Source organism: Effusibacillus sp. SKA8, assembly GCF_058273125.1.
Genome location: NZ_JBZCSF010000008.1, coordinates 81,273 through 107,749, shown reverse-complemented (window position 1 = coordinate 107,749; position 26,477 = coordinate 81,273). Strand labels below are relative to the sequence as shown.

34 protein-coding genes and 1 pseudogene are annotated in these 26,477 nt (G+C 54.5%); 4 read left to right on the top strand and 31 right to left on the bottom strand.

Going from position 1 to position 26,477, the window contains the following annotated elements:
• Window positions 1-776: 776 nt before the first annotated feature.
• The 20 genes from AC4ED1_RS08650 to spoIIIAA all read right to left on the bottom strand — a co-directional run bounded on the left by AC4ED1_RS08650 (window position 777) and on the right by spoIIIAA (window position 15,456).
• Window positions 777-1,667, bottom strand: coding sequence for a polyprenyl synthetase family protein (locus AC4ED1_RS08650; RefSeq protein ID WP_490937642.1), 891 nt, complete (start codon window positions 1,665-1,667; stop codon window positions 777-779).
• Window positions 1,668-1,671: 4 nt separating this feature from the next.
• A complete protein-coding gene (xseB, locus tag AC4ED1_RS08645; protein ID WP_490937641.1) occupies window positions 1,672-1,944 on the bottom strand; it encodes an exodeoxyribonuclease VII small subunit in 273 nt (90 codons plus the stop codon).
• Window positions 1,934-3,319 carry an exodeoxyribonuclease VII large subunit gene (xseA, locus tag AC4ED1_RS08640; protein WP_490937639.1) on the bottom strand — a complete coding sequence of 462 codons (1,386 nt, stop codon included), beginning with the start codon at window positions 3,317-3,319 and terminating at the stop codon, window positions 1,934-1,936. Before xseA ends, xseB begins: the two co-directional genes overlap by 11 nt.
• Window positions 3,320-3,326: 7 nt before the next feature.
• Complete coding sequence (folD, locus tag AC4ED1_RS08635; protein WP_490937638.1) at window positions 3,327-4,178, bottom strand: bifunctional methylenetetrahydrofolate dehydrogenase/methenyltetrahydrofolate cyclohydrolase FolD; 852 nt, start codon at window positions 4,176-4,178, stop codon at window positions 3,327-3,329.
• A gap of 81 nt (window positions 4,179-4,259) precedes the next feature.
• On the bottom strand, window positions 4,260-5,279 hold the full coding sequence (locus AC4ED1_RS08630; RefSeq protein ID WP_490937636.1) for an NAD(P)/FAD-dependent oxidoreductase: 1,020 nt from the start codon (window positions 5,277-5,279) through the stop codon (window positions 4,260-4,262).
• An 86-nt stretch (window positions 5,280-5,365) separates the two neighbouring features.
• Window positions 5,366-6,322, bottom strand: coding sequence for a Kae1-like domain-containing protein (locus tag AC4ED1_RS08625; RefSeq protein WP_490937635.1), 957 nt, complete (start codon window positions 6,320-6,322; stop codon window positions 5,366-5,368).
• Entirely contained in the window at window positions 6,319-6,741 is a 423-nt protein-coding gene (gene nusB / locus AC4ED1_RS08620; RefSeq protein ID WP_490937633.1) for a transcription antitermination factor NusB, read from the bottom strand. The genes AC4ED1_RS08625 and nusB overlap by 4 nt, the downstream gene beginning before the upstream one ends.
• Window positions 6,742-6,815: 74 nt before the next feature.
• Window positions 6,816-7,040 carry a DUF2273 domain-containing protein gene (locus AC4ED1_RS08615; RefSeq protein WP_490937631.1) on the bottom strand — a complete coding sequence of 75 codons (225 nt, stop codon included), beginning with the start codon at window positions 7,038-7,040 and terminating at the stop codon, window positions 6,816-6,818.
• 3 nt (window positions 7,041-7,043) lie between these two features.
• Window positions 7,044-7,580, bottom strand: coding sequence for an alkaline shock response membrane anchor protein AmaP (gene amaP / locus AC4ED1_RS08610; protein WP_490937629.1), 537 nt, complete (start codon window positions 7,578-7,580; stop codon window positions 7,044-7,046).
• A 68-nt stretch (window positions 7,581-7,648) separates the two neighbouring features.
• A complete protein-coding gene (locus AC4ED1_RS08605) occupies window positions 7,649-8,023 on the bottom strand; it encodes an Asp23/Gls24 family envelope stress response protein (protein WP_490937710.1) in 375 nt (124 codons plus the stop codon).
• Between the two features lie 186 nt (window positions 8,024-8,209).
• Window positions 8,210-9,550, bottom strand: coding sequence for an acetyl-CoA carboxylase biotin carboxylase subunit (accC, locus tag AC4ED1_RS08600; protein WP_490937627.1), 1,341 nt, complete (start codon window positions 9,548-9,550; stop codon window positions 8,210-8,212).
• Between the two features lie 17 nt (window positions 9,551-9,567).
• Window positions 9,568-10,068: an acetyl-CoA carboxylase biotin carboxyl carrier protein gene (accB, locus tag AC4ED1_RS08595; protein WP_490937625.1), complete on the bottom strand. Its 501-nt coding sequence runs from the start codon at window positions 10,066-10,068 to the stop codon at window positions 9,568-9,570.
• A gap of 221 nt (window positions 10,069-10,289) precedes the next feature.
• Window positions 10,290-10,880, bottom strand: coding sequence for a SpoIIIAH-like family protein (locus tag AC4ED1_RS08590; protein ID WP_490937623.1), 591 nt, complete (start codon window positions 10,878-10,880; stop codon window positions 10,290-10,292).
• Window positions 10,881-10,893: 13 nt separating this feature from the next.
• On the bottom strand, window positions 10,894-11,457 hold the full coding sequence (gene spoIIIAG / locus AC4ED1_RS08585; RefSeq protein WP_490937621.1) for a stage III sporulation protein AG: 564 nt from the start codon (window positions 11,455-11,457) through the stop codon (window positions 10,894-10,896).
• Between the two features lie 14 nt (window positions 11,458-11,471).
• Window positions 11,472-12,104: a stage III sporulation protein AF gene (gene spoIIIAF, locus AC4ED1_RS08580; RefSeq protein WP_490937620.1), complete on the bottom strand. Its 633-nt coding sequence runs from the start codon at window positions 12,102-12,104 to the stop codon at window positions 11,472-11,474.
• 6 nt (window positions 12,105-12,110) lie between these two features.
• On the bottom strand, window positions 12,111-13,283 hold the full coding sequence (gene spoIIIAE / locus AC4ED1_RS08575; protein WP_490937618.1) for a stage III sporulation protein AE: 1,173 nt from the start codon (window positions 13,281-13,283) through the stop codon (window positions 12,111-12,113).
• Window positions 13,280-13,681, bottom strand: coding sequence for a stage III sporulation protein AD (spoIIIAD, locus tag AC4ED1_RS08570; protein WP_490937616.1), 402 nt, complete (start codon window positions 13,679-13,681; stop codon window positions 13,280-13,282). Before spoIIIAD ends, spoIIIAE begins: the two co-directional genes overlap by 4 nt.
• 24 nt (window positions 13,682-13,705) lie before the next feature.
• Window positions 13,706-13,912, bottom strand: a complete 207-nt coding sequence (gene spoIIIAC, locus AC4ED1_RS08565) for a stage III sporulation protein AC (protein WP_490937614.1) — start codon at window positions 13,910-13,912, stop codon at window positions 13,706-13,708.
• An 18-nt stretch (window positions 13,913-13,930) separates the two neighbouring features.
• Entirely contained in the window at window positions 13,931-14,449 is a 519-nt protein-coding gene (spoIIIAB, locus tag AC4ED1_RS08560) for a stage III sporulation protein SpoIIIAB (RefSeq protein WP_490937612.1), read from the bottom strand.
• On the bottom strand, window positions 14,437-15,456 hold the full coding sequence (gene spoIIIAA, locus AC4ED1_RS08555; RefSeq protein WP_490937610.1) for a stage III sporulation protein AA: 1,020 nt from the start codon (window positions 15,454-15,456) through the stop codon (window positions 14,437-14,439). The genes spoIIIAB and spoIIIAA overlap by 13 nt, the downstream gene beginning before the upstream one ends.
• A 155-nt stretch (window positions 15,457-15,611) precedes the next feature.
• Between spoIIIAA and tnpA the strand changes: the two genes are divergently transcribed.
• Together tnpA and tnpC are read left to right on the top strand one after the other, a co-directional pair.
• A complete protein-coding gene (gene tnpA, locus AC4ED1_RS08550; protein WP_490937608.1) occupies window positions 15,612-15,899 on the top strand; it encodes an IS66 family insertion sequence element accessory protein TnpA in 288 nt (95 codons plus the stop codon).
• Window positions 15,800-17,100, top strand: a pseudogene (tnpC, locus tag AC4ED1_RS08545) (IS66 family transposase). The gene tnpA and the pseudogene tnpC overlap by 100 nt, the downstream one beginning before the upstream one ends.
• 73 nt (window positions 17,101-17,173) lie before the next feature.
• Here tnpC and AC4ED1_RS08540 read toward each other — a convergent pair.
• From AC4ED1_RS08540 to aroQ, 8 genes are all read right to left on the bottom strand, one after another.
• Window positions 17,174-17,566, bottom strand: coding sequence for a DUF5360 family protein (locus AC4ED1_RS08540; RefSeq protein ID WP_490937606.1), 393 nt, complete (start codon window positions 17,564-17,566; stop codon window positions 17,174-17,176).
• Window positions 17,567-17,580: 14 nt separating this feature from the next.
• Complete coding sequence (locus AC4ED1_RS08535; protein ID WP_490937604.1) at window positions 17,581-17,907, bottom strand: DMT family transporter; 327 nt, start codon at window positions 17,905-17,907, stop codon at window positions 17,581-17,583.
• Window positions 17,904-18,494, bottom strand: a complete 591-nt coding sequence (locus AC4ED1_RS08530) for a TetR/AcrR family transcriptional regulator (protein ID WP_490937602.1) — start codon at window positions 18,492-18,494, stop codon at window positions 17,904-17,906. The genes AC4ED1_RS08535 and AC4ED1_RS08530 overlap by 4 nt, the downstream gene beginning before the upstream one ends.
• 223 nt (window positions 18,495-18,717) lie before the next feature.
• Window positions 18,718-19,038, bottom strand: coding sequence for a CD1247 N-terminal domain-containing protein (locus AC4ED1_RS08525; protein WP_490937600.1), 321 nt, complete (start codon window positions 19,036-19,038; stop codon window positions 18,718-18,720).
• Between the two features lie 59 nt (window positions 19,039-19,097).
• Window positions 19,098-19,370 (bottom strand): YqhV family protein, encoded by a 273-nt coding sequence (locus tag AC4ED1_RS08520; protein WP_490937598.1) that lies wholly within the window; start codon window positions 19,368-19,370, stop codon window positions 19,098-19,100.
• Window positions 19,371-19,662: 292 nt separating this feature from the next.
• Entirely contained in the window at window positions 19,663-20,220 is a 558-nt protein-coding gene (gene efp, locus AC4ED1_RS08515) for an elongation factor P (protein WP_490937596.1), read from the bottom strand.
• A gap of 33 nt (window positions 20,221-20,253) precedes the next feature.
• Window positions 20,254-21,324 (bottom strand): M24 family metallopeptidase, encoded by a 1,071-nt coding sequence (locus AC4ED1_RS08510; RefSeq protein WP_490937594.1) that lies wholly within the window; start codon window positions 21,322-21,324, stop codon window positions 20,254-20,256.
• Between the two features lie 34 nt (window positions 21,325-21,358).
• A complete protein-coding gene (gene aroQ / locus AC4ED1_RS08505) occupies window positions 21,359-21,811 on the bottom strand; it encodes a type II 3-dehydroquinate dehydratase (RefSeq protein WP_490937592.1) in 453 nt (150 codons plus the stop codon).
• A 127-nt stretch (window positions 21,812-21,938) separates the two neighbouring features.
• Between aroQ and AC4ED1_RS08500 the strand changes: the two genes are divergently transcribed.
• Together AC4ED1_RS08500 and AC4ED1_RS08495 are read left to right on the top strand one after the other, a co-directional pair.
• Window positions 21,939-22,535, top strand: coding sequence for a histidine phosphatase family protein (locus AC4ED1_RS08500; protein WP_490937590.1), 597 nt, complete (start codon window positions 21,939-21,941; stop codon window positions 22,533-22,535).
• A gap of 92 nt (window positions 22,536-22,627) precedes the next feature.
• The gene (locus AC4ED1_RS08495) at window positions 22,628-23,179 is read left to right on the top strand and encodes a YhcN/YlaJ family sporulation lipoprotein (protein WP_490937588.1); all 552 of its coding nucleotides are present in this window, start codon (window positions 22,628-22,630) and stop codon (window positions 23,177-23,179) included.
• A gap of 77 nt (window positions 23,180-23,256) precedes the next feature.
• Here the strand turns inward: AC4ED1_RS08495 and AC4ED1_RS08490 are convergent, their stop codons facing one another.
• The 3 genes from AC4ED1_RS08490 to gcvPA form a co-directional block, all read right to left on the bottom strand.
• The gene (locus AC4ED1_RS08490; protein ID WP_490937586.1) at window positions 23,257-23,529 is read right to left on the bottom strand and encodes a DUF1657 domain-containing protein; all 273 of its coding nucleotides are present in this window, start codon (window positions 23,527-23,529) and stop codon (window positions 23,257-23,259) included.
• 170 nt (window positions 23,530-23,699) lie between these two features.
• Window positions 23,700-25,157: an aminomethyl-transferring glycine dehydrogenase subunit GcvPB gene (gene gcvPB / locus AC4ED1_RS08485; protein WP_490937584.1), complete on the bottom strand. Its 1,458-nt coding sequence runs from the start codon at window positions 25,155-25,157 to the stop codon at window positions 23,700-23,702.
• A complete protein-coding gene (gene gcvPA, locus AC4ED1_RS08480; RefSeq protein ID WP_490937709.1) occupies window positions 25,154-26,455 on the bottom strand; it encodes an aminomethyl-transferring glycine dehydrogenase subunit GcvPA in 1,302 nt (433 codons plus the stop codon). The genes gcvPB and gcvPA overlap by 4 nt, the downstream gene beginning before the upstream one ends.
• Window positions 26,456-26,477 lie beyond the last annotated feature (22 nt).

Genomic DNA, 26,477 nt, shown 5'->3' with positions numbered 1-26,477 from the left:
AGTAGGTTTTCCCAGACAGGCACCGCCACGTCGCCATGGCGGCGGTTTCCCTTTATGCCCGTCTCGGTGATGTTGCCATGCACCGGACTCGATTACCACTTAGACCACACTATAATCCCCGAAAAGCCACGCATGCTTGCGACAGTCTAGGAGTTTTCCTCAACAATCCCGCACATCTTCCTAGCCTCTTTTGCAACATGGATTTCATGCAGCACCGGCGGATCGTTTTTGGCCGAAACAATTCGCCTGAACCCTGCAATCCCTCCATATCACTCAAGGCAGGCTACGCTGCACACAAGTGTCGTGTTTTCCGGATTCCATTTCACTCGCCATGCAGGTTCATACCCCATGTTGTAATCCTTGCTTCAAAGGCCGAACCCCCAAAGCGTCAAACCACAAACATGGGCCTCCGCGGAAGCAGGGTCAACGCCCGCATGCCATTGCGGATCGCCCTACAACCTTAACTCCCAGTATCAACCCAAAGCTGGGCGCTTCAAGCCAACACCAGGAACTTCATCGATGTGCCCTTTGACGGATTTTTAGGCCCGCCTTCAGAAGAGGGGGATTGACTAGAATACTGCGCCACCCACCGATGTTGCATTTATTATACCACAACTTGCGGCGACAACCAAAGTTGGCGCAAGCGACGGAGAAGAAAAGCCGGATATAGGGCGGTCAAGAAACGGACCCTATCCCGTCCAGCCGATATTTTTAACGCTTTTTACCCGTTTTTTGTCAATTTTTTTGACGGCATTGCCCGGTCGGAAACCTGCACGTTAATGTTCCCGCTTTAGCAGATAATCCGCGATCGCCCGCAAAATCGTCGTATCGTGTGGAAGTCGCTCCAACGATTGCACCGCCTCTACCGTCAATTCCCGGAGCATTTGGCGGGATCCGTCGAGGCCATACACGCCGGGAAACGTCAGCTTGCCCAAATTTGCGTCGGCACCCACCGATTTTCCCAATTTGGATTCGTCTCCCACCACATCGAGTATATCATCCTGAATTTGGAAGGCCAATCCCAGCTTTTCTGCATAAATGGTCAACAGATCGAGTTCCACAGCGGACGCTCCCGCAAAAATCGCCCCGATTCTCACGGACGCGGCCAGCAAGTCACCGGTTTTGCGCTGGTGGATATGAAGCAAGGCGGCTTCGTCCGCAGGTTTTCCCTCCGACTGAATATCGGCGACCTGACCGCCGATCATGCCGCGCACTCCGCTGGCCCGCGCCAATTCCCGGATAATCGCCAACTGTTCTTTTTCCCTTCCCGGCATTTCGGCTTCCGACAGCACCTGAAACGCATAGGTCAAAAGCGCGTCTCCCGCCAGAATCGCGATGGCATCCCCGTAGACTTTATGATTGGTCGGTTTGCCGCGGCGAAAATCGTCATTGTCCATCGCAGGCAAATCGTCGTGAATCAAGGAGTACGTATGGATCATTTCCACCGCGCACGCAATCGGCAGTGCGGCTTCCCGGCTGCCGCCAAGCGTTTCGACCGTCGCCAGGGTCAAAACCGGCCGGATGCGCTTGCCGCCTGCAAACAAACTGTAGCGCATCGCTTCACAAATCGGGGGAGAACATTCGTTAGCCGGAGGAGTCAGACGGTCAAGCGCCGCCTCCACTTCCGCCGCGCAATTTTTCAAATATTGTTGGATTGAAAAAACCATGCGACTATTCCTCCGGTGTAAACGGCTTCTTGCTAAGCCCGGCCGCTTCCGCCACCAGGATTTCGATTTTCTGCTCCGCCTGGTCGAGTTTTTCCCGGCAGATTTTCGCCAGTCTCATGCCTTCCTGGAAACTTGCGATCGCCTGTTCCAGCGGGATTTCACCCGCCTCCAGCTCCCGCACGATCTTTTCCAGTTCGACAAGCGCCTCTTCAAAGGAAAGACCCTCGCCGGACTCCCGCTTTGGTTCCGTATTTAACGCGTTCTTTTTATTCGTCAAGATTCGTTTCCTCCTCCATGCCCCACACCTGGCAGTCCAGCCATCCGTCCTGCAGCCTGACATGCACCCGGTCCCCCGGCTGCACCTGCCTGATGCTCCGGAGCAACCGCTTTCCTTTTTCCAGCGAGTAAGTTAGGGAATACCCCCGTCTCATCACCTGCAGGGGGCTGTAAGCGTCAAGCTTGTCAAGCATCCTGTCCAAACGGTTGCCGTCGGCCGCCAATTTTTGCACCATCGCTGACCGCAGTTTTTGCAAGACAAAACCGAACCGTTCCTCCGTCCGCATGACGCGTTCGACGGGAGATTTTCGGGCAAGCCGCTGCATAAGATCGCCGACCTGTTTATTGCAAAATCCGAGCCGTCTGGTCACGACCAGTTCGAGTTCGCTTTCGACATGGTCAACCTGCTGGCGCAATTGTTGAATCCGACCGGTCGGGCGCAGAAAAAGGGGAGACTGCTCGACGCGCTCAAGGTGCCTCCGCAGATCCCGCACCCGGTTTGCAAGAGCGACCGTCAATCTTTGCTGTGTTGAATCGAGATGGCGGATCAGTTCGGCAAAATGGGGAACCGCCAATTCTGCCGCGGCAGTCGGCGTCGCCGCCCGCACATCCGCCACAAAATCGGCGATGGTAAAATCGGTTTCATGGCCGACGGCCGATATGACCGGAATCCGGGACGCAAAGATCGCCCGCGCCACAATTTCTTCGTTGAACGCCCAGAGTTCCTCCAGCGAACCGCCGCCCCGTCCGACAATTAAAACGTCGATTCCGAGTTCTGCCGACTCGTTCAACCGCTTGATAGCGTCCGCAATTGCTTGCGGAGCCTCGCTTCCCTGCACGAGCACGGGAAACAGGAGCACATCCGCAACCGGGTATCGCCTGCGGATCGTCGTAATGATATCCCTGACGGCCGCACCCGTCGGCGATGTGACAATCCCGATCACTTTCGGAAACTTCGGCAGCGGCTTTTTGCGCTCCTCGGCAAAAAGCCCTTCCTTCTCCAAACGTTCCTTGAGTTGCTGAAACGCGAGATACAGGGAGCCGAGCCCGTCAGGCTGCATTTCTTCCGCATACAACTGGTACTGGCCGTCCCGCTCGTAGACGGACACATACCCGCGCACCAGGACTTTCATTCCCTCTTTCGGGAAAAAATTCAACGTCCGGTTCCTGGAAGCGAACATCACCGTTTTGATCCGGCTGCCGGCGTCTTTCAGCGTAAAATACATATGACCGCTGGAGTGATGGGTAAAATTCGAGATTTCACCTCTCACCCAGCAATCGGACAACAAAGGGTCCCGTTCCAGCAAATATTTGATTGCGTTTGTCAATTCGGTTACGGAAAGAATGACATTTTCCGCTGCGTTTGCGATCGCCATACATCCCTCATGATTCAAAACGACGTTTTGCCGATTCCACTGTATTATACATCAACATGGTGATCGTCATCGGCCCCACGCCGCCGGGGACCGGGGTGATCATGCCGGCGACTTGGCTGACTTCCTCAAACTTGCAGTCTCCGACCAATTTGCCGTTCACGCGGTTGACGCCGACATCGATTACGACCGCGCCCGGTTTTACCATATCGGCGCTTACCGTGCCAGCGCGTCCGACAGCGGCGACCAAAATGTCAGCCTGCTTGGTAAACGCTGCAAGATCGCGGGTACGGGAATGGCAAACGGTCACGGTCGCATTCTCCGCAAGCAGCAGTTGGGCCATCGGCTTGCCCACAATATTGGAGCGGCCGATCACTACCGCATGTTTGCCGGCGATTTCGACATCCGAACGTTTCAGCATTTGAATGACCCCATGCGGCGTACAGGGCAGAAAAGCGGGAAGTCCGATCTGCATACCGCCGACGTTTTGCGGGTGGAACCCGTCGACGTCTTTGCCGGGATCGATGGCCTGGATCACCTTTTTTTCCGAAATATGCCCGGGAAGCGGCAGTTGCACCAAAATCCCGTGAATCTTCGGATCGCGGTTGCATCTGTCGATCAAGGCCAAAACCTGCTGCTCCGACACATTGGCGTCCAGACGGTGGACTTCGGAATAAAAGCCCAATTCGATCGAAGCTTTTTCTTTTCCTTTCACGTAACTGTGAGATGCCGGGTCATCCCCCACCAGGATGACGGCCAGTCCCGGTTGAATCCCTTTTGCGGCAAGTTTTTCAACCTCAGACTTTAATTCGGCGCGAATTTGAGCGGCGATTTCCTTCCCGCTTATTACTTTTGCCGACATGGATCAAATCCCTCCTGAAAATGCGGAAAGTCTACGCCCGCTTCGGACGCAGACTTTTACCCGTATTGGATTGGCGATATCTTAATGTTTCTTGCCGAAGCCGGACGAACTGTGGCCCGGATGCAGCTTGGATTCCGGATCGAGGTAAAGCTTGGCGTTGTTGACCGCTGTCGGCCCTTCCCCGAAGCCGGTGGCGATCAATTTGATCTTACCGGGGTAAGTCACGATGTCGCCTACGGCATACACGCCCGGAATATTGGTTTCTCCCTTGGTGTTGACGACGATTGCGTTGTCCTGAATCTCAAGGCCCCACTCGAGAATCGGTCCGAGCGAAGCGGAGAAACCGAGTGCGCCGATGATCGCGTCAACCTGGATTTCCTCTTCCGTCTTTTCTTTGGTGTTAATCAGGAGAGCCTTTTCGACCTTGTCGCTTCCTTCAACCGCTTTCATTTCGGTGAACACCTTCACCTCGACGGATGAGGCAAACAGTTTCCGGACACTGTCTTCATGAGCGCGGAATCCGTCCCGGCGGTGAATCAAAGTCACTTTGTTGGCAACCGTTTCGAGCATCAGCGCAAAATCGACCGCCGAATCCCCGCCACCGACAACCAAACAGTTCAATCCTTTGAATTTCGACAGATCGTCGATGAAATAATGGATGCCTTTACCCTCAAATTGTTCCGCATTCGCCGCAGGCAAACGGCGGGGGGTGAACGCCCCGATTCCGGCGGCGATCAAAACCGTCCGCGAATAGTGAATCGTGGTGTTGGACGTCAATTTGAAGATGCCGTCCGGCTGCTTTTCGAGACCGACGACGCGTTCGTTCAGGCAAACCGTCGGATTGTAGGGCGCCATTTGCTCCTTCAGGTTGTTGATCAGGTCTTTTGCGTACACCTTCGGAAAACCGGCAACGTCATATATGTACTTCTCCGGATACAACTCGGCCAGCTGCCCGCCCAACTGCGGAAGGCTGTCGATGAGCTTTACGGACATATCACGGATACCGGCATAAAAAGCGGAAAACAGCCCCGCGGGTCCCCCACCGATAATCGTGATGTCGTACACCTTTTCGTCCACTTTTAATCCTTGCGTCTCTGACATGCTTGAGTTCCCCCTCTTAGTTTCACTCTATAAAACACCGATTCACTGTACGCTACCATTATACTATATTTTGCGGAAACTACCAATCAGTTGATTTTGTGACAAATATGTGACAACAGTCCGATGCGTGCCACTCCGAAGGCGTTGTCGGTAGAATAGTGGGGATCGGCAAAAAACAACTTCGCTTTTATTGCCGGATGTTCCAAGCGATGCTGCAGACGATGGCGGATGTGCCGGTTTGCCGCCACTCCTCCGACAAGCAAAATCCGGCGAAGTTGCGTGGTTTCCATCGCTTGCAGCAATACCTTTTCCAACCCTTTCGCGATGCAGTTCTCCACCGCCCGTGCGACGGCAGCCGGGGTTGCGCCGGCTTCAATCAGTTTTCTTGCCGCCGTTTCGGGGCCTGAAAAGGACCAGTTCAGCCCGTTTACCGGAGACGGCAAGCGAATTTGCCGGTCGTTTCCCGTGCCGGAACGGGCCAATTGTTCTAGATGCGGGCCGGCTGGAAAGGGCAGTCCGAGGGCGACTCCCACCCTGTCTACAAATTGTCCGGCGTGCAAATCCCGGGAGCTGCCGAGTGTGTCTATTTTGTAGCCTGCCCCGCTGCGTTTCACATACAGCAGATCTGTCGTGCCTCCCGAGAGGTGAACCGCAAGGAATTCTTCGCCGGGCACCTGCCCGGTCGTGCCTTCCCCCGCCGCAATATGGCCTTCTTGATGGCTTGTCCGGTAGAGTGGAATCTGCAGCGAGGCGGCAAGGCTTCTCGCCAGACCCTCGCCCGCCAAAAAAACCGGCATGTAGGAATTATCGGCGGGACGCGGGCGGACAGACACACAAATCGCCCGCAAATCACGCAGATCCCCGATTTGTTCGACGAGTTCGGGCAAATTTTTGACATGTTGGAACATGGCCACCGATTGCTGCAACCCCCGTTCACCCGCTGCCACTTGCAACAATTTTCGCCGCTCCCGGACGATGTTCCCCTCCGAATCGATGACACACAAGGAAGTGGTGTAATTGCTCGTGTCGATCCCCAGAATCATTCGCTTACGGACCCTCTCAACCGATCCACGTCAAGAATCAGTTTTCCCAGAACACCGTTGACAAATTTGCCGGAGTCTTCAGTCGAAAACCCCTTGGCCAGCTCCACCGCTTCATTGATCACCACTTTTACCGGAATTTCCGGTTCAAACAGAAGTTCGTAAACAGCCATCCGCAAAATTGTGAGATCCACCGCCGGCATCCGGTCCAATTCCCACCCGACGGAATACTCCCTGATCAACCGGTCGATCTGCGGCAAATGATGGTATGTACCCTTTACCAGTTTTTCCAAATATGCTTTATTGGAAATTTCCCCGTTCTCTTCCAAAACGTGATCGATTGCCTGCGTTACCGAGACTTGTCCGACATGAATTTGAAAAAGGCTCTGCAAAGCGCTTTCCCGAGCCTGTCTGCGGCCCATGCAAGTTCCTCCTTTTCCGCGTCGTCAAAAACCAAACTTCGCACCGAAAGAAATAGGGCAACCGATGCTCTGCCCTAGTCACGTGATTTATTCGATAGCAAACGGTCGACAACATCCCGCCAGTCTTCCTGGCTGTCCAGCCAACGGCCCACCCAATATCCCGCCAAAATAAACCCGGCAAACACCAGAGATTTCCAAAATCCGACAAACAGGTACAGAAGCCCCAGCAAAACTCCCGCCAACATCCCCAGTATTCGCAAATTTGCGGTTTGCAGGAAAAATAAAATTTTGTTCCACATCGATCATTCAACCCTCGGCCGCGCGGAAACTTTTCCTGTCTGCACTTTGGCCACATCGTTCACGCAGACGACAACGTCCCGGACAGTGACACCGGCAGTGGCTTCCACGTAATCTTTGACTTTTTGCTGGACGGAAGAAGTAATCTGCGGGATGTCCAAATCCGGGTCGACCGCGATGCGAATCGCGATGCGAACGCCAACTTCGGAGGGACGCACTTTCGTTTTCAGATCGCTTACCCCTCTGACCAAACGGGCAGCCCGGTCCGTAAGGCTCTCCAGCGTCTGCAAAGAGATGCGCACATCACCGTATTCGGTCTTATGAATGATCGCCTGCGGTTCTTTGGAAGCGCTGCTCCGAATCAGAAGAAAACGCAATGAAACCAGCAGCAATACGGCAGCACCGACCAACAGCTGGGACGGATACGCATCAAACAGCCGGGCCATCCAATTCATGCCGAGAACCTCGCCACCGATCAGGACCGCCAAGCATAGAACCGCCAGGCTGAACAAGAAGAGAAGAATTCGATCGAAAACGCTCAACAGCTTGTCCCTCCCCTTTCTGTATAAAACCCCCCTGGAATCTAGGCCTAGCTTCAGGGGGGAGCATTTTAGCGGACGCGGGAAGTTTGCACCGCAGTCTCTTCTTCTTTCTCGTCGTGTTTAAATGTCACACCCAGCACATGGACGTTTACTTCCACCACTTCAAGACCCGTCATGTTCTCAATCGCACGCTTCACGTTCGTTTGAACTTCCGCCGCCACTTCCTGGATTTTGAAACCGAACTCCGCGACGACAGACAGATCGACGGCGCACTGTTTTTCGCCAACCTCGACTTTAACGCCTTTTCCAAGGTTTTTTCTGCCGAGCAGTTCGGCAATTCCGCCAACGACACCGCCGCTCATCCCTGCGATTCCCCGCACTTCCGTCGCGGCAAGTCCCGCAATAATTTCAATCACTTCCGGTGCTATGCGAATTTGACCCATTTCCGTCGCGTCAAATTCCAAGTTGTCAATTGCCACTCGAATCCCCCCCTTGTTTGTCCGATTAGTACAAATAGTATACCAAAGGGAGCAAAATATGACAATTTTAGCGAAATCCCCCGCAAAAACCGGTCGGCGCCGCGGCAGGAAGGCGTTTTGCAATCCGGCTGCTGGCTGCAGATGCGTTTTTTACAGCGGATACGTTTCAAGGAACTTGGTGTTGACATCCCCTTCGATGAATTTGGGATGGCGCAACACTTTCAAATGGAAAGGAATCGTGGTCTTGATCCCTTCAATCTGAAACTCCTGCAACGCCCTTTCCATGCGGGCGATCGCTTCCAAACGGGTCGGCGCCCATACGATCAGTTTGGCGATCATCGAATCGTAAAAGGGAGTCACTTTATACCCGGTATATGCGGCCGAGTCGACACGAACACCAAACCCGCCGGGCGGCAGGTACTTCGTGATGGTTCCCGGGCACGGCATAAAGTTCTTGTCCGGATCTTCCGCGTTGATCCGGCACTCGATGGCCCATCCTTTAAGCTCGAGATCTTCCTGCCGGAACGACAGTTTTTCGCCGGCGGCCACCCGGATCTGTTCCTTGATCAGGTCGATGCCGAAGATCATCTCGGTGACCGGATGCTCCACCTGAATGCGGGTGTTCATCTCCATGAAATAGTAGTTCCCGTGTTTATCGAGAAGAAATTCGACGGTCCCCGCACCCGAATAATTGACGGCACGCGCGGCCGCCACGGCCGATTCGCCCATCCGCTTTCTCAATTCAGGCGATAAGGCGGGAGACGGAGCTTCTTCGATCAATTTTTGATGCCTGCGTTGAATCGAACAATCCCGTTCTCCCACATAGACGGCGTTGCCGTGCTTGTCCGCCATCACCTGGATTTCGACGTGACGCGGCTCTTCCACGAATTTCTCAAGATAGACGCCGGCATTGCCGAATGCGGTTTCCGCTTCCACCTGCGCCATCTGAATCGCTTTTTCCAGTTCTTCGGCGTTGGTGGCAACCCGCATTCCTTTTCCGCCGCCGCCGGCAGTCGCCTTCACGATCACCGGATATCCGATTTCCGCGGCAACTTTCAACGCTTCTTTCACATCGCCGATCAGCCCGTCCGTACCGGGAACACACGGTACGTTCGCTTTCTTCATCGTATCCTTGGCAACCGCTTTATCGCCCATTTTCTCAATCGCTTCCACACTCGGTCCGATAAAGGTAATGCCGCACGCCTCGCAAATTTCGGCAAAATCGGCATTTTCCGCCAAAAACCCGTATCCGGGATGGATCGCTTCCACTCCGGTCGAGGTTGCGGCCGCCATAATGTTAGGAATATTAAGATAGCTCTGTTTGCTTGCCGTTGGCCCCACACAGTAGGCTTCGTCCGCCAGTTTGACGTGCAGCGACTCCCGGTCCGGTTCCGAGTAAATCGCCACCGTCCGAATCCCCAGTTCTTTGCAGGCTCGAATGACGCGAACCGCAATTTCTCCCCGATTTGCGATCAATATTTTTTTGAACACGTCGGCTGCCCCCCATATTACTCGACTTTTACGAGGAACAGCGGCTGTCCGTACTCTACCAGTTGTCCGTTTTCGACAAGGACGGCGACAATTTCACCGCGTACGTCCGCTTCGATTTCGTTCATCAGCTTCATCGCTTCCACAATGCAGACCACCGTTTTTTCGGTCACCTTTGACCCGACGCGAACGTACGGTTCGGCATCGGGAGCCGGCGCCTGGTAGAACGTACCCACCATCGGAGACACGATCTTGTGAAGCGTCGGATCGTCTTCGGTTGCAACCGCTTTCTTCGGCGTATCTTCAACGACTGGAGCCGCTTGCACCGGTGCAGCAGGCGCGGTAACTGTTTGCGCTGCGGCAGGAGCTTGTACAGGCGCTGGTTGGGCGACAACCGGTGCCGCAACCCCCGGTTCTTTCTTGATAACAAGTTTGGTGCCAGCCGCTTCGACATTCAGTTCGGTCACTGTCGTCTCGTCAATCAGCCGAACAAGTTCACGGATTTCATTCAGTTTAAACATGTCTGGTCCTCCCTTAACCCTGTATGTATCTTTTTTGTAGGCACTATTGGAAAGTATACCATATTTTCGTGCAATCTTTCTATAGCACGCATTGGCATTTGTTGTTGTTCTGTGATATTGTCACGCATTGGCATCATGTGTCAGGGGAAATGCCGTGTGCCGGAGGACAAAAAAAGAAGACGCTCCCGCAAAGGGCGTCCCAAGCGTTTTATTCAACCGTGTCATTGTTTGTAAGACACTACAATCTGGCTGGCGGGGATGTTCAATTCTTTGCTGACGATCATATAGATTTTTGCCGCCTGTTCCTTGGAAAGTTCGTTTGCCTGCACCGTTACGGTGATGCGGCCGTCGTCTTTCGTAATCAGAGCTTCCCCGTATCCTTCCGCCATCACTTTGTTTTCGGCTTTTTCCGCTTTGTCGTAAAACTCGGACAACGCCTTCAATTCTTGTTCCGCTTTCGCTTTTTGGTCGGTAGACGTTTTGCTGTCAGCGATCACTTGTTGCAATTGCTCCACCTTTCTGTGATAGTCGGTCTCATTTTTGATGTATTGTTCCGCAAACCAATCGTCGCCCGGCGTTGCCGCGTGTTTCTGGTCGCTCGTTTTCCCCTGGTCTTTTGTGCCGTTGTCTTTTAAACCGTCCTTCGCCTGGTTGTCTTTGGCTGGGTTGTTGTCCTTGGGCTGTTCCGTTTTCCTGCCGCCATCCGTGGCGGTCGGAACCGGTTTCAGTGTGTCGTCGACCGTATAATAGCCGATCACCATCAGGGACAGGATCATCATTGTCGAAAGCCATACTGTTTGACGTCTTGCCATTGCGGATACCTCCTCAATTTTTTTTGGGTTGGATCGAGATTCTGTGCGGCGGAACCTCCAGCACGCGCTGGACGGATTCCATGATCAACGCCTGGATTCGCGGCTGTTCGGCGCCCCTGGCGACCACCAGAACGCCGCGCACATGCGGTTTGATGGTCCGCAGGACGACGGGTTTGTCGGGAGAACCCTTGGTCATGACCAGTTGTTTGTTTTCGTTAAAAGTGGTGATGGTGCGGTTCCCGCCCTGTTTGTCGTTTTCTGTGGTCGTCTGCCGCTGGTTTTGCACATTTTCGGCAAGGACGATTTCCTCCGTGGACTCCAAATTGACCATGACCGTAACATCGGAGACCCCCTGGATCTGATTCAGGACCTGGGCGAGCTTTTCTTCGTACAAACGTTCGTAACCGCTGATCGTCATGCGCTCGATGTTTGGTTCCTTCGTTTCGACCGCCGGTTCCGGCCGTTTCGTTTCCTGTTTTGAACCGAAAGATCCAAACAGGATCAGCACCAATCCCAACGCACCCATCACATAGGTCCACTTGGGTATGCGGGAGAGAAAACTGAAATCGGCATTCACTGCATCTCACCCCCTTATTCGGCAGCCAGCCGGATCGAGACGGCGGAATCGGGAATTTGAAGAGTGTTGGCCAATTCCTGCCTGACCTGCCGCAACTTGTCCATTTCCGCTAGGGGCGGGTTCTCGTTGCCCGGTTCCTTTTCCCGTTCCCCCCGGATGACAATCGGCTGTACGGGCTGAATTCCGTCTCCCCCGTCTCCTCCTCGCTTCGGACGGACAGTTACGATTAATTCCTCGATGTTTGCAAAACGGACCGGTTCTGTTCCGGGTTGCGGCAAACGAACCTGCACTCCGGTCACTTCCAAAGGATGCCGGCTTTCCACCTGCGTTTTGATCAGCTTTTGCAATTGGTCGCCCGTTTGCCGTTCCGCCAGCCGGTGCTGTTCGGTCCGCAAATCGGCCGCTTTTGCCTTGATCGCGTCAAGGCTTTCAAACTTCGATTCGCTTTCCGGCCAACCTATGCGGCTAATGTCGAACTTGTTGTCATACAAGACGGAAATCGGCTTCAACATCGTCACCATAATGGCAAACCCCATGACCACCTTGACGTAGTTCCGCATGGAGGACGCGGGTACGATCAAGTCCATTACGACTGCAAACAACAGGATCATCACAAGCTGTAACAGCCAGGAGGATAAAAATCCCATCTTTCCTCACCTCACCATCAGCTGAATGTTGCCCGCCAGCAGAATCATGGCGATGGAGAGAAAAAACATGAACCCGACCGTTGCCATTGCGGAAAATAGAATAAACAGCGTTTTGCCGATGGTCGACAGGCACGAGATGACCGGAGACGTGCCTAACGGCTGCATTAGCGCTCCCGACAGGCTGTAGACAATCGCCAGGCTGATGATCTTCAGGGCGGGGAATGTGCAAATCAGGACGATCAGCAAAAGACCGGCGATTCCGACGGAATTTTTCACCAGCATTGAGGCTCCGACCACGGTGTCAATGGAATCGGAAAACATTTTCCCGACAACCGGAATCAAGGTGGCGGTGGCAAATTTGGCGGTTCGCAGCGCGATCCCGTCCGCCACTCCGCCCATCGAGCCTTGCACGGCCATTACGCCGAGAAACACGACGAAAAAAGCTCCCAAAAGCCAATTCCCCGCCGTTCGGAGAAACCCGCCGAGCTGCGACAGTTTGTACCGGCCGGAAAACTCCGACACCAGCAGCAAAACAGCCGAGAAAAAGATCAACGGGAACACCACATGAGTCACAATTTCGGCAAACGTGTTGACTGCGAACACGACTGTCGGATACAACAGGGCGGTCGACGTGACAGCGCCCGAGGAAGCCATCAGCGTCAGCAGGAGTGGAATGCTTCCCACCATAAAACTGCTCATGTTTTCGATGGCTTCTTTCGCATATCCGGTCGCCGCCAGAAAGGAGTTGACCGCAAGAACGACCAACCCGATGTAAATCACCGCAAATCCGACCTGGGAGACGGTGTTCCGCTCAAAAGCGTTTTGCAGGTTTTCCAGGAGCGACGCCAGCACCGCCAGGATCATAATGCTTCCCAATAATCTGGAATTCTGCATGATCTCGTACAACAAAAACTTGACCATTCCAAGCAGGATGCCCTTTAACGAGAACCCTTCGTCCTGCAGAATGTCCCACACGCGGGGCGAAGGCGAAGCCGGCAGGAAATCGCCGTATTGTTCCGCCAACTCCCGCCAGAAACGGTCGATTTCGCTTGTGTCGACCGAAGATTCGACCGCCTTTTCCCGGGCGGCCGGTTGACCTTCTTGCGCCATCGCTTTGGCAGCGGGGCCGATGGTACAAAGGACCAGGGACAGCAGCAGGAGGATCAGCCATTTTTTCACCCGGCCCCACCCCGGATCATCACCTGCATGATCGTGTCGATCACGATCCGGATCACGGGGATCGCCAGCACCAAAATCAGAATCTTGCCGGCGAATTCGATCTTTGCAGCAAGTCCCGACTCCCCGGAATCCCTGACCAGTTGCGCCCCAAACTCGGCAATGTAGGCGATGGCGATAATTTTTAAAATCGTCCCCATCAGTTTGAGGTCGACATTCGCCTGCAGCGCCAGTCTTTGAATTTCGTCAAAAATCATGCGAATGGGCGGGACCAGGATCGCAAACAAAAACACGCCCGTCAACAGCGAGATCAGCAGGGCGGCGGCCGGCGACTGCCACTTGACTGTCATCGCCAAAAAAGCGGCGATCAGGCCAAGACCCACGATTTGGAGTATGTCCATAACCGATTCCTTCCTCCGGTTCGCTCATTGGAACCGGAATACGCTGGTGATTTCCGATAGCAAGATTTCAAGTTTGCTGAGGACCAGCAGTAGCGCGATTGCGATTCCGGTCAAGGTCGTCCAGTTGGCAAACTCTTCTTTTCCGGCCGATTTGAGCACCGTATGCAAAACGGCGACCAGAAACCCGATCCCGGCAATCTGCAAGATTGTACTGACCGCTGCTGAAAACATTCTCCCCATCCCCCCGCTTTAGTACATGATGATGACGGCGGCCAACCCGGCTAAGGCCCCGAGATATCTCCACATTTTGCCCAATCGTTCCCGCTCGTCCCGGGCGGCTGCCTCCTCCGCCGCAAGCCTGGCGGAGGCGAGGCGAATATGTTTGATTTGGTCGGAGCGATCCGAATGCCCAAGGGTATGCGCAAACGCGAACAGGATCTCCCGGTCTTGCGGCCGCAAACGGAGCTGCGGGCTCCAGCACCGGATTTGCTCTTGAAAAATTTGGCCCGCCGTCCGGCCGTCCCCCTGCGACAACCCGAGTCCGGTGTCGTAAAGCAAGGACCCGATTTTTCCGGGGATCCGTTTTCCGAGCCGGCAGAACGCCTCCGGCAACGGCGTGGCGCCGTAGGAAATCTCCGTTTCCAGCATTTGCAACGCCGTCATCAATTGCTGAAGTTCTCTCGCCCGTTCCGCATAAGAACTCGCTTTCCACAGTCCCAATCCGGTTGCCGCCGTGATCACCATCGCCGCTCCCATCAACTTGACCATTCGGACCGACCCTCTCTTTGGTAAAGACGCTGTCCGTTTTTGTCATAAACGCCTTCGAGCGTAACAGGCCCCTTCCGGCGCGACAAGACCAGGTAGCGGGTAAACGCCTTCGCTTCAAACAGGGCACGGAGGGCCGGACGGTTCTTGACTTCGGTCAGACTGAAACCGTGTGCCGACGCGATCACGTGCACCCCCGCATGGACCGCTTCGAGAATCGCGTCACGGTCTTCTTCCCGTCCGATTTCATCGGTGATCAACACCTGCGGCGACATCGAACGGATCAGCATCAGCATCCCTTCCGCTTTCGGACACGCATCCAGCACATCCGTGCGGGCACCGACCGCATGCTGCGGAACGCCGTTTACGCATCCCGCCAGTTCCGATCGCTCGTCGACAATCCCCACTTTCATCCCTCGCAGTTTCGGATGGAGCAGCCCGTCGCTGATCTGGCGCGCCAGATCCCGCAACAAGGTTGTTTTTCCGCACTGTGGGGGCGAAATGATCAAGGCGTTGTGCAGCTTGTATCCCGCCGGGTCCACCAGGCGCTGTTTGATCGGGTCAGCTACGCCGGGCATCTCGCGGGCGATGCGGATGTTCAGATGGGTGATGTGTTTCAGGGTCTGAACCGCTCCCTCCTTGGAGAGAACCGTCCGCCCGGCCAGCCCCACCCGGTGCCCGCCGGCGATGGTCAAATATCCGCGCCGCAATTCTTCCTCCAAAGTGTAGAGGGAAGAGCGGGTAAGCAGCTCGATCGTTTGCGCTATATCCTCTTCGGTAACCGTATAAGCCTTCTGGCCATGGCGGACAGGTTGACCTTGCTCGTTCAAGTAATGATCCCCCTGGTGGGTGTAGACCTGCAGCGGCTTCCTCTGCCGGACCCGAATCTCTTCCAGCAGAGACACATGCGGAAACTGACTGATCATGCCGCGAATCCGGGGAGCCAGAACAGGCAAGATTTGTTGACGGACAATCGTTTCGGCGCGTTCATGGGAAACCGTCGGAAGCAACAGACTCCCTCCTCGTCCACAAGTAGTTATTCCATACATATGGAGGGGCTTGTGGGTTTATACCAGCTTGGACCAAAAAATGCGAGATTCGAAGTAAGCGTCAAATCCTGCACACCTAGGAAACCGAAATTTCCCATGAGAGAATCTTCCTCAGAATGATGTGGGGAGGATCTCAAACAGAGCTTCGAGAATTATGGTCCGCCCGGATCAAAGACTATCGGGCCAGTGGAGAGCGTGTGGCGACTTGGTGTGAACGTCAAGGGGTTACGCCACGCCAGCTCTGGTATTGGATGCGAAAATTGAAAAAGACGGAACAACATCTGGAAACCGCCCAACCGCAGGTATGGAGAAAACAATGGAACAGACACCCCTTACAATCGAAGATTTACAGGAGCGCTGCCTTAAACTGGAGCAGCAAAACGCCGAACTATCCGCCAAATTGAAATGGTACGAAGAGCAGTTTCGCCTTAGCCAACAGAAGAATTTCGGCGCCTCCAGCGAGCGAACGAATTCGGATCAATTGCAGTTGTTTAACGAAGCGGAAGTAGAGGCCAACCCTGGAGACCGTGACCATCCGGCGCAAGAAACAGCGCGGACAGCGGGAAGCCCTGATCGAAGAACTCCCCGTGGAGACGATTGAATATCATCTGCCGGAAGAAGAGCGGGTCTGTCCGTGCTGCAACGGCGCTTTGCATGTGATGAGCACGGAGGTTCGGCAGGAACTAAAGATTATCCCGGCCGAAGTCAAAGTGGTCAAGCATGTCCGCCATGTCTACAGTTGCCGCCAGTGTGAGCGGGAAGCAACCGAAACACCGGTCATCACGGCCCCGATGCCCAAACCGGCCGCTCCGGGAAGTCTGGCTTCTCCATCCATGCTTGCCCACATCATGATTCAGAAGTATGTAGACGCTTTGCCGCTGTATCGCAAGGAGCAGCAGTTTGCGCGTCTTGGAATTATGTTATCCCGGCAGACGCTGGCCAATTGGATGATTCAAAGCGCGAACCGGTGGCTTCAGCCCCTTTACCACCGGATGCATGACCATCTGCGGAGCCAGGATCTTTTGCATGCCGATGAAACCACCTTGCAGGTGCTGAAGGAGCCGGGTCGTTCGGCAGAGACGACCTCGTACCTGTGGTTGTATCGCACAGGGTGGGAAGGTCCGGCAATCGTGCTCTACGATTACCAGGAAACCCGGGGCGGGCATCACCCGCGCAACTTTTTATCCGGTTTCTGCGGCTACCTGCATGTCGATGGGTACTCGGGTTATCATAAGGTAGCCGGTGTCACGCTCGTCGGATGCTGGGCGCACGCCCGGCGCAAGTTCAATGAGGCACTGAAGGCATTGCCGGAAGGACGGCCGGCTGGAATTGGAGAATAACCGGAGTGAACGCTCCATCAAGCCGTTTGTGATCGGCAGAAAGAACTGGCTGTTTAGTAACACACCGCGAGGAGCGAAAGCGAGTGCGACCATCTACAGCATCATCGAAACGGCGAAGGAAAACGGCCTCAACCCGTTTCAATATCTCACCTGATTGTTTGAAGAGTTCCCACAGCTAAACGATTTGAAAGATCCCGAGGCGCTAGACAGGCTACTCCCGTGGTCGAATTCACTGCTGTCAACCTGTCGAATGGTTCAATCCTAGATTAACAAAGTTCCCATCGAATACCAGGTGGGGACTTTTTTACGCTTACGGTGCTATACCATGCTGATTTATCTCAACTCTTTTCCCTTTGTATGACCAGTTTCGGGATAAAAAACAACGGGTAGACCAGCAGGAAGGCGTTCGGAATCCACCAAGCAGAGGCGAAGTCGAGGCGAATCGTCCAAAAAGCAAGCGCCTGCAATCCGGAGCAAAAGGTCAATACAAGGGAAACAAGAGCTGTCGAACGCCATGAAGGATTATTTTTACCGTACTGATACAGACTGATCAGTCCCGTTGCGGAAATAAACAAATCCAACGGCAGAAACGACCAGTTCCAGGCAACCAAGATCGGATTCTCGTAATCTTTAAAGAGCCATTCATGCGGAATCAGATGCAAGGCGGTGATCATCCAATACAGGATAAAAGCAATGTCGACTGCGAGAAAATACCATTTCCAAGTCTTCATGACGGTATGCATCGCTACCCCTCGGTTTTCGTCAAATTCAGGATCACGGTGCCGACCAGAATCAACGCAATCCCGATGACCCGATAAAGGTCCATCTTCTCTCGCCAAACGAAAAGACCGATCATAACCGCTCCCACCGTCCCCAGTCCCGACCAGATCGCGTAGGCGACGCCGAGGGGGATATGTTTCAGACTCAGAGAGAGCAAATAAAAAGCGGCTCCGTAACCGATGACAACCAATAGGCTCGGCCAAAAACGGCTGAAGCCATGCGAAGCTTTCAACGAAGCAGTCGCGACCACTTCGCTGACGATGGCCAAAAGCAAATACAGGAACGGTTTCATTGCTGTCCACCCCCGGCCCATCGCTGAAGCAGCGCAAGCACTCGGGTGCGTTGCTCTCCTTGTGGCGGCGCCAGGCCGAACAGGTCGGCGAACCACAACCCGTCCGCAGCGAGGCGCAGCGCAGTCGCCAGGGCAGGATCCAGTCCGTCGTCTTCGATCCTGCGCTGCCATTCCTGTTGGCGTTCGCGTAGTGGATTCAGCAGTTGCGGGTGGATGACGACCGCTGCCAGCAGAGCGGCACTGATCTCTCCCATCCGTTCCGCGTCCGCAAAGGTGGTGCGAATATACGACCGGACAAACCGTCCTTTCGAGTCCGCATTTCCAGGCTTGTCCGGCATGCCGCCGGATTCCTTCCGCAATTCCTGTTCCAGCCCGGCGTCGAACCGGTCCGCCAGGTATTGGACCATGCCGGCAATCAAGTCCTCTTTCGAGGGGAAATGATAGAGCAGCCCCCCTTTGCTCACACCGGAAGTGCGAGCCACCGCTTCAAGCGTCAAACTGCCAACGCCTTCCTCGCGGGCAAGACGGCAGGCTGTTAGTAATAGTCTTTCGCGTGTTGTTCTCCGCCCGGATTTCTTGTCGTTCATGATAATCCACCCCTTCCCCAATCACTTTACCGTCTGGATGGTAAAGTTGTCAACTGAGTCAGTACCGCTCCTCATATTTGCAAAGGTGGATAACTCCTAACATTCGAATGTGTCGATTTCGTGCACGAAAAACGTATACAATAAAAGCGGATGTTCGTCTTTTATTCCGCCGTAGAAAAAAAGAACCCTCCGCAAGAGAAGGGTATGGATTGGACTTCGTCCGTCACGCTTCAACCGGAACATCGTCGTTTACCAAAATTGTCTCGTGACATTCGGGACACAACACTTCCACCGTTTCATCGCCGTCAAACACGTCCGAGTCGACAAATACCGTCTCCCGGCATTTCGGGCATTCGACTTCCAGGCACTCGATCTCTCCGTCATCCTCCAGGTCGTCTAGAGCGCCGTCCGCGTCCAAATCTTCGTCATCGCTCAACAAATCGAGCATTTCCGCCAAAACCCGCCCCTCGACGGTGGTTTGGGTGACATTCACGCCTGCCGACAAGCCTTTTATATACGCGATGCGCTCTTTTAAATCGTGCATGCTGATCCCCCTTCACTCCGATTCTCGACACTAGTGTGCTCAATACAAATGGGCACTTATTACGAGCGCACTCCAAACAGGATCAGCCCCACGCCGCACATGACGATCAACATTTTGGCAAAGTCCATTTTCTCGGCAAGCCCGATCAGTCCGATCGTCGTCACCAAAATCAGCACGGTCGGACCGACCAGCGAAAGGAAGGCGTTGACCAGAACCGCGCGTTCGATCGTACCGTAATAAAGCATCAGGAGGGCTGCCAAAACTTCAATGCTGCCTGACAGGAAGCGAAGTCCCGCCATCCCCCACACCAATTTGTCCTGCACGTCAAACATTCGCACACCCCGCTTCGGAACAAACTTGTTCAACAGCCGTGAGGAAACCGGATGTTGCCTGCGGCAAACGGCATCCGCCCCGGTTGGCGAATCTCTCTAGGAATGTATGCAACAAAAAGACAAGCCAGAACAGAAAAACCGTACCCTCCAAACGAGAGTACGGTTTCAGACGAGCCTCGCCAAAACGCCTGCCTCCACGGCCGGAATCTGTGCGGTCGCCGCAGCGGTTGGCTCTGCGGAAGCGGCGGATCAAATGTAGCGTATGCCGGGCGCGTTTGGCAGTTATCCGATTTTAAGCACGGGAAACGTATTCGCCGGAACGGGTGTCAATGATCAGCTTGTCTCCGACATTGACGAAAAACGGAACTTGTACGACATACCCGGTTTCCAGTTTGGCCGGTTTGGAACCGCCGGTAGCGGTGTTCCCCCGGATTCCCGGTTCGGTTTCCACGACCTCGAGCTCGACGGTATTCGGAAGTTCCACGCCGATTGCAGCCCCTTCGTGCATGACGACATAACAATTCATGTTCTCTTTCAGGAACTGAATTTCATATTCCAACTGGCTGGCCGGAATCTGAATCTGTTCAAAGGTTTCGGTGTCCATGAACGTATAGGTTTCCCCGTCGTTATAGAGATATTGCATCTCGCGGTTCTCGATGCGGGCCCGCGGCACTTTTTCACCGGCGTTAAAAGTCATCTCTTTTACGGCACCGGTCTTTACGTTTTTTAACTTCGTGCGCACAAATGCCGCACCTTTTCCCGGCTTTACATGGAGAAATTCGAGCACGCGCCAAATCTCACCGTCATACTCGATGGTAACGCCAGGACGAAAATCGTTGCTTGAGATCATTTCGATTGTTCCCTCCTAAAAATTGCAGAAATGCTATGCAAGGACCAACAAATCCTTGGGAGAACGGGTTAAAACCTCAACGCCGGATTCGTTGATCACCACATCGTCCTCAATCCGCACCCCGCCGAAACCCGGAAGGTAAATCCCCGGTTCGACGGTGACCACCATTCCGGGCTGCAGCACAGTGTTGGAAAGCGGGGACAACCGGGGCTCCTCGTGAATGTAAAGTCCCAGCCCGTGGCCCAAACCGTGTCCGAAGTTGTCGCCGTAGCCCTTCGCTTTGATAATGTCCCTGGCTAACGCATCGGCTTCTTTTCCGGTCATCCCGGGTTTGATATTGTCCAGCGCAAAAAGTTGGGCTTCCAGGACGATCCCGTAGATTTCCCGCTGCTTTTCACCGGGCTCCCCGAGCACCACGGTGCGGGTGATATCCGAGCAGTACCCTTTGTAGAAAGCGCCAAAATCCAGTTTCACGAAATCCCCTTTTTCCAACACCTTGTCGGAAGCGACGCCATGCGGCAAACTGGATCGGACTCCGGACGCCACGATAATGTCGAACGACGAACGTTCGGCTCCTTGGCGGCGCATGAAAAACTCCAGCTCGATCGCGACGTCCCGCTCGCTGATCCCTGGCCTGATAAAGCCGAGGATATGGGAAAAAGCGTCATCCGCAATCTTGGCGGCCTGGCGGATCGTCTCGATTTCCTGTTGATCCTTGACAGCCCGGAGCTTTTCGACAATTCCTTCAGCCGGCGCCAGTTCCACCGGTGCGAACGTTTCGCTGAAAGCCGCATACTGTCCGTATGTAACGTAATCTTCTTCAAACCCCAATCGTTTGATGCCGAGAGTGTGCAACTCGGAACGGATGGCATCCGCCGCGGACGAACCGTGTTTCACGATCCGGAACCAGGGGGCTTGCTCCCTGGCTTGTTCCGTGTAACGAAAATCGGTGATCAGCACCGCGTCTTTTTCCGTTACGAGCAAATAACCGGCCGATCCCGTAAACCCGCTCAGATACCGGCGGTTTTCCGGCTTCAGCACCAACATCCCGTCAAACGGCTGCTCCGCCAATTTTTCCCTAAGCTTTTGCAAACGATCGCGCATTGCAAACCCTCTTTTCCAAGAGTCAAGTTCTTGCTTAAGAGTCACGTTCCTGCCGCTTCAAATACTCAACGAGCGCCAGCAATCCCAGTATGTAGCTGTGCGTCCCAAAACCGCTGATCTGGCCTATGGCGACAGGTGCCACCACCGAATGTTTGCGAAATTCTTCGCGGGCGTGAATGTTTGACAGATGAACTTCGACGGCCGGAATCCTGACGGCGCTCAACGCATCCCGGATCGCAAGACTGTAATGGGTAAAAGCTCCGGGATTGATCAGGATCCCCTGCACCGACCCAAAGGCGGCGTGGATGCGGTCGATGATTTCCCCTTCGTGGTTGGATTGGAAAAAGTCCAATTCAACGGAATGCTGTTTGCCAAGCTCCGTCAGTTGGCGATTGATGTCCGCCAGGGTGGTGGTACCGTAAACCTCCGGTTCCCGTCGACCCAGCAGATTCAGGTTCGGACCATGAATCACAAGAATTTGTGCCACGGCAATCCCTCCCAGAATTACTTTGTCATTGTAGCACAATTTTTATTGAATGAGTAGTAAGGGAATAGGCACATGTCGTGCGGCTGTTTGTTATAATGGTAAGGTACTTATCGTGAGAGGTGACCCGATGATAATGACCGAGATCTGCCTGGTACGGCATGGAGAAACACTCTGGAACCGGGAAGCGAGGTTGCAGGGTTCGCAGGACATCCCCTTGTCGGATTTGGGAATCGTGCAGGCCCGGATCGCCGCTGAACACCTGTCAAAAGAACCCTGGGATCTCCTTTATTCCAGCGACCTGTCGCGGGCGAAACGAACGGCTGAATATCTGAACGAGCGGATCAAGGTGCCGCACCATCTGGAACCCGGCCTGAGAGAACGCAACTACGGACTGTTGGAAGGAATGACCCGAGCCGAAATTGAAGCCCGGTACCCGGGAGTCCTCTCACGCCCGCACGAACATAATATCCCCGGGCTCGAAACGTACGAAGCGTTGCGGCAGCGCGTGAAAGAGACCATCGAATCGATCGCCCTGCGGCATCCGGGAAAGCGGATTTTGATCGTTACGCATGGAGGCACGATCAACGCCTTTTTGCATTCCATCACCGGGCAACGTGCGGAGAAGATTGAAAATACGGCGATTACGCGCGTCCGTTACAAACGCCCAGACTGGTACGTAGACTGTATTAATAACTGCTCACACTTGACCCATGCGAACCATTGACTGATGAAGGCATCCCTTTGGCGGGTATGCCGTTTTTTATTTTGGTGATAGTAAATACGGCGATCCATTTTCAAAATTAGGGAGGGATTCTCGTGAGAATTCAACACAAATTATGCGTTTTGACGGCGGCTCTGCTGGCAACGGTCATGGCGGCCGGCTGCATGCCGAACGCCGCCCAGCCCCGGACGCGCCAAGCGCCCGCTCCGGCAGCGCCGACGCAACCGATCCCTGACAACCGGATGGGAGCCCGCGACTCCGCCATCCCGCAGCCTGCTCCAGACGGCCGTGTGCAAGCGCCGAACGCAGCCACTCCGATGCGGGAAGCGCAAAATATCGCCAACGCGCTGGTCGGAAAACAAAACATCAGCCGCGCCAACGTGTTTGTGACAGACCGTACCGCTTATGTGGCCGTTAACATTCCGAACGTCGCGCAAAGCGGGCTGACGGAGCAGATCAAAACCGAAGTGGCAAATGAAGTGCGCCGCCTGGATCCAAGCATCGAACGGGTGTATGTGTCGGCCGACCCCGACGTTCTCGACCGTTTTCAGGGGTTTAGCAACGACATCCAGGCCGGGCGTCCGATTCAGGGGATTTACGAAAGATTCTCCGAAATGGTTCAACGCGTGTTCCCCCAACAGCGCTGATGCAACACTCACAACTTGTTTGAAAAAGCGAAGAGGTCCCGATAAGGAACCTCTTCGCTTTTGTTCGTTTTTGTTCTTTAGGAACGTTTTGGTTGGTTCATTTGCTGACCGCCTTGCTGCATAGCCTGCTGGCCGGCCTGCTGATTCACCTTGTACTGCGGTTCCTGCTGCTCCATCTGGTTCACCCGCGTGCGAAGCGGGGCGAGAATTTGCTGTTCCATGGTATTGGCAAGCTGTTGATACATTTGCTTCGCCTGCTGGTTTTCCGTGTCCAGGGCAAACGTCTTGAAATTGGCAAGCGCGGATTCACAGGATGCCAGCGTTTGGTGGATTTTCGATCCGACTGTCATGCGATCTCCCCCTTATGTGTAATGTGAGTTTGCACCCCCGCTTACTATGGTCCGAATCGGGCCATCTTATAAGGGAAAAATGTTGAAATGATTTTCCAGTGGAATACGGATATTTGTCAAACCCGAACGAACTGGCGAACCTGTTGAACGAGACCGGTTTGGGTCGGAACCTATTTTTGGTAACGCAGAACCGGATTCCGGGCGGCAGTGGTTTCATCCAACCGGTTGACCACCGTGGTGTGCGGCGCGCTCCTAACCGCTTCCGGATTCTCATCCGCTTCTTTCGCGATTTGGATCATCGTATCGACAAATCTGTTAAGCGTATCGATATTTTCCGTCTCTGTCGGCTCGATCATAATCGCTTCTTCCACATTCAACGGGAAATAAATCGTCGGCGGATGGAAGCCGAAATCGAGAATCCGCTTTGCGATGTCGAGGGTTTTGACTCCTTTCGCTTTTTGCCGCTTGCCCGACAGCACGAACTCATGCTTGCAGACCCGGTCGTACGGCAAATCGTAATACAGCTGCAGTTTGCGCATCATGTAGTTGGCGTTCAAAACGGCATCCTCCGTCACCCGCTTCAATCCGTCCGGTCCCATCGTCCGGATATAAGCGTAAGCGCGAACCAAGACACCGAAGTTTCCGTAAAACCCTTTTACCTTTCCGATCGATTGCGGACGATCGTAATCCAGTACATACTTCCCGTCCTTACAGTCGACGACCGGCACCGGCAGGAAAGGAATCAAATCTTTCTTGACGCCGACGGGGCCGGCTCCCGGACCGCCTCCGCCGTGCGGGGTCGAAAACGTCTTGTGCAGGTTCAGATGCACCACGTCAAATCCCATATCTCCCGGGCGAGCATAGCCGAGAATCGCGTTGGCGTTGGCGCCGTCGTAATAAAGCAAACCGCCGGCTCCGTGAACGATCTTGGCGATTTCGACGATCTGCTCTTCAAACAAGCCCAAAGTTGAAGGATTGGTCAGCATCAGTGCGGCTGTATCGGGACCTACCGCCTGCCGCAGCGACTCCAGGTCGACATTTCCCCGTTCATCCGACTTGATGGTGATCGTCTGATAACCGGCTACAGTAGCCGACGCGGGGTTCGTTCCGTGCGCCGTATCCGGCACGATCACTTTCGTCCGCTTTTCGCCGCGCGATTCGTGATAGGCGCGGATCAACATCAATCCGGTCCATTCCCCCTGCGCTCCGGCCGCAGGTTGGAGGGAGACCTTGTCCATACCCGTAATCTCTTCCAGTTCCGTTTGCAGTTTGTACATCAATTCCAGCGCACCTTGCACCGTTTCTTCCGCCTGGTACGGGTGAATCGACGCAAATCCGGTCAAGCGAGCCATATGCTCGTTTCGTTTCGGGTTATATTTCATCGTGCAGGAGCCAAGCGGGTAAAATCCGTTGTCCACGCCGTAATTCCGGCGGGAAAGCGCCGTAAAATGGCGGATCAGATCGACTTCGCTGACTTCCGGCAATTCGGCAGGCGCTTTTCGGACATACCCGGCCGGAATCAGTTCCTCGACCGCCTGCTCCGGTACGTCGCAGGCCGGGAGGCTGTATGCGACCCGCCCGGGACGCGACAGCTCAAAAATCAGCGGCTGATCTTTCGCTTGTCTCATACAATCGCCTCCAATCGCTCAGCCAGCAAATCAATCTCTTCTCTTGTGCGCAATTCCGTAACCGCCAGCAACATGCCGTCCCGATATTCCGGATACGCGCGCCCCAGATCGTAACCGCCGATAATCTTGGAATCCAGCAGCTTCCGATTGATCTCTGCCGGATTGCCACTCAGTTTTACGGCGAATTCGTTGAAGAACGGCGCTTGGAAAAGCGGCTCCACTCCCTTGATGGCGGTCAGCTTCCGATGGGCATAGTGTGCTTTTTGCAAATTCAATTTCGCTACCTCCCGCAGACCCTGTTTCCCCATGCACGTCAGGTAGACAGTGGCCGCCAGAGCGTTCAGCGCCTGGTTCGAGCAAATGTTGGAACTCGCTTTTTCGCGGCGAATGTGCTGTTCGCGGGCTTGCAGAGTCAGCACGTACGCCCGGCGGCCGTCAAGATCTTTCGTCTGGCCGACTACACGGCCCGGTACGCGGCGAATCAAATCCTTGGTCGTCGCCAGCATTCCCAGATACGGCCCGCCAAAAGCCACCGGGTTGCCGAGCGACTGCCCTTCCGCCACGACGATATCCGCACCGAATGTGCCGGGAGCTTCGAGAATCCCCAGCGCAATCGGATTCACCGCCACCACAAAAAGCGCCTTGTGCTTGTGCACAAGCTCGGAAATCGGTTTGATGTCCTCGATCGAACCGAAAAAGTTCGGGTACTGCACAAGCACACCCGCAATGTCAGCGCCGAGTTTCGCTTCCAGATCGGCAAGGCTGGTGAGTCCGTTGTCGACAGCCGCTTCTTCCACTTCGATGTTTTGCCCGTACGCGTAGGTTTGCAGCACTTGCCGGTATTCCGGATGTACCGCACGGGAGACCAGCAGCTTGGAACGGCGGGTGGCGGCGCAAGCCATGATGCCCGCTTCCGCCATGGCGCTCGGGCCATCGTACATCGAAGCGTTCGCCACATCCATCCCGGTCAGCTCGCAGACCATCGTTTGGTATTCAAAAATCGCCTGCAGCACACCTTGCGAGATTTCCGGTTGATACGGAGTATAGGCGGTGTAAAATTCGGACCGGCTGACGATGGCGTCTACGACGGACGGAATGAAATGCTGGTACGCGCCGGCGCCCAGGAAGGAAACATACTCTTCCAAATTTGCGTTTTTACCGGCCATTGCCGCGAAATTGCGGTTTAACTCCAGCTCCGACCAAGCCGACGGCAGGTTTAGATCGCGCTTTAACCTGACCGGTTCGGGGATGTCGGAAAACAACTCTTCCACATCGCGAATCCCCAGCGAATCCAGCATCGCTTTGCGGTCCGCTTCGGTG

Bases quoted from the DNA above. Each gene is read 5' to 3' on its own strand.
- AC4ED1_RS08650 (WP_490937642.1), bottom strand. From the start codon at position 1,667: ATGGTTTTTTCAATCCAACAATATTTGAAAAATTGCGCGGCGGAAGTG.
- xseA (WP_490937639.1), bottom strand. From the start codon at position 3,319: ATGGCGATCGCAAACGCAGCGGAAAATGTCATTCTTTCCGTAACCGAA.
- folD (WP_490937638.1), bottom strand. From the start codon at position 4,178: ATGTCGGCAAAAGTAATAAGCGGGAAGGAAATCGCCGCTCAAATTCGC.
- AC4ED1_RS08630 (WP_490937636.1), bottom strand. From the start codon at position 5,279: ATGTCAGAGACGCAAGGATTAAAAGTGGACGAAAAGGTGTACGACATC.
- AC4ED1_RS08625 (WP_490937635.1), bottom strand. From the start codon at position 6,322: ATGATTCTGGGGATCGACACGAGCAATTACACCACTTCCTTGTGTGTC.
- nusB (WP_490937633.1), bottom strand. From the start codon at position 6,741: ATGGGCCGCAGACAGGCTCGGGAAAGCGCTTTGCAGAGCCTTTTTCAA.
- AC4ED1_RS08615 (WP_490937631.1), bottom strand. From the start codon at position 7,040: ATGTGGAACAAAATTTTATTTTTCCTGCAAACCGCAAATTTGCGAATA.
- AC4ED1_RS08605 (WP_490937710.1), bottom strand. From the start codon at position 8,023: ATGGGTCAAATTCGCATAGCACCGGAAGTGATTGAAATTATTGCGGGA.
- accB (WP_490937625.1), bottom strand. From the start codon at position 10,068: ATGTTTAAACTGAATGAAATCCGTGAACTTGTTCGGCTGATTGACGAG.
- AC4ED1_RS08590 (WP_490937623.1), bottom strand. From the start codon at position 10,880: ATGGCAAGACGTCAAACAGTATGGCTTTCGACAATGATGATCCTGTCC.
- spoIIIAF (WP_490937620.1), bottom strand. From the start codon at position 12,104: ATGGGATTTTTATCCTCCTGGCTGTTACAGCTTGTGATGATCCTGTTG.
- spoIIIAD (WP_490937616.1), bottom strand. From the start codon at position 13,681: ATGGACATACTCCAAATCGTGGGTCTTGGCCTGATCGCCGCTTTTTTG.
- spoIIIAC (WP_490937614.1), bottom strand. From the start codon at position 13,912: ATGTTTTCAGCAGCGGTCAGTACAATCTTGCAGATTGCCGGGATCGGG.
- spoIIIAB (WP_490937612.1), bottom strand. From the start codon at position 14,449: ATGGTCAAGTTGATGGGAGCGGCGATGGTGATCACGGCGGCAACCGGA.
- tnpA (WP_490937608.1), top strand. From the start codon at position 15,612: ATGATGTGGGGAGGATCTCAAACAGAGCTTCGAGAATTATGGTCCGCC.
- AC4ED1_RS08540 (WP_490937606.1), bottom strand. From the start codon at position 17,566: ATGAAGACTTGGAAATGGTATTTTCTCGCAGTCGACATTGCTTTTATC.
- AC4ED1_RS08535 (WP_490937604.1), bottom strand. From the start codon at position 17,907: ATGAAACCGTTCCTGTATTTGCTTTTGGCCATCGTCAGCGAAGTGGTC.
- AC4ED1_RS08530 (WP_490937602.1), bottom strand. From the start codon at position 18,494: ATGAACGACAAGAAATCCGGGCGGAGAACAACACGCGAAAGACTATTA.
- AC4ED1_RS08525 (WP_490937600.1), bottom strand. From the start codon at position 19,038: ATGCACGATTTAAAAGAGCGCATCGCGTATATAAAAGGCTTGTCGGCA.
- AC4ED1_RS08520 (WP_490937598.1), bottom strand. From the start codon at position 19,370: ATGTTTGACGTGCAGGACAAATTGGTGTGGGGGATGGCGGGACTTCGC.
- efp (WP_490937596.1), bottom strand. From the start codon at position 20,220: ATGATCTCAAGCAACGATTTTCGTCCTGGCGTTACCATCGAGTATGAC.
- AC4ED1_RS08510 (WP_490937594.1), bottom strand. From the start codon at position 21,324: ATGCGCGATCGTTTGCAAAAGCTTAGGGAAAAATTGGCGGAGCAGCCG.
- AC4ED1_RS08500 (WP_490937590.1), top strand. From the start codon at position 21,939: ATGATAATGACCGAGATCTGCCTGGTACGGCATGGAGAAACACTCTGG.
- AC4ED1_RS08490 (WP_490937586.1), bottom strand. From the start codon at position 23,529: ATGACAGTCGGATCGAAAATCCACCAAACGCTGGCATCCTGTGAATCC.
- gcvPB (WP_490937584.1), bottom strand. From the start codon at position 25,157: ATGAGACAAGCGAAAGATCAGCCGCTGATTTTTGAGCTGTCGCGTCCC.
- gcvPA (WP_490937709.1), bottom strand. From the start codon at position 26,455: ATGCTGGATTCGCTGGGGATTCGCGATGTGGAAGAGTTGTTTTCCGAC.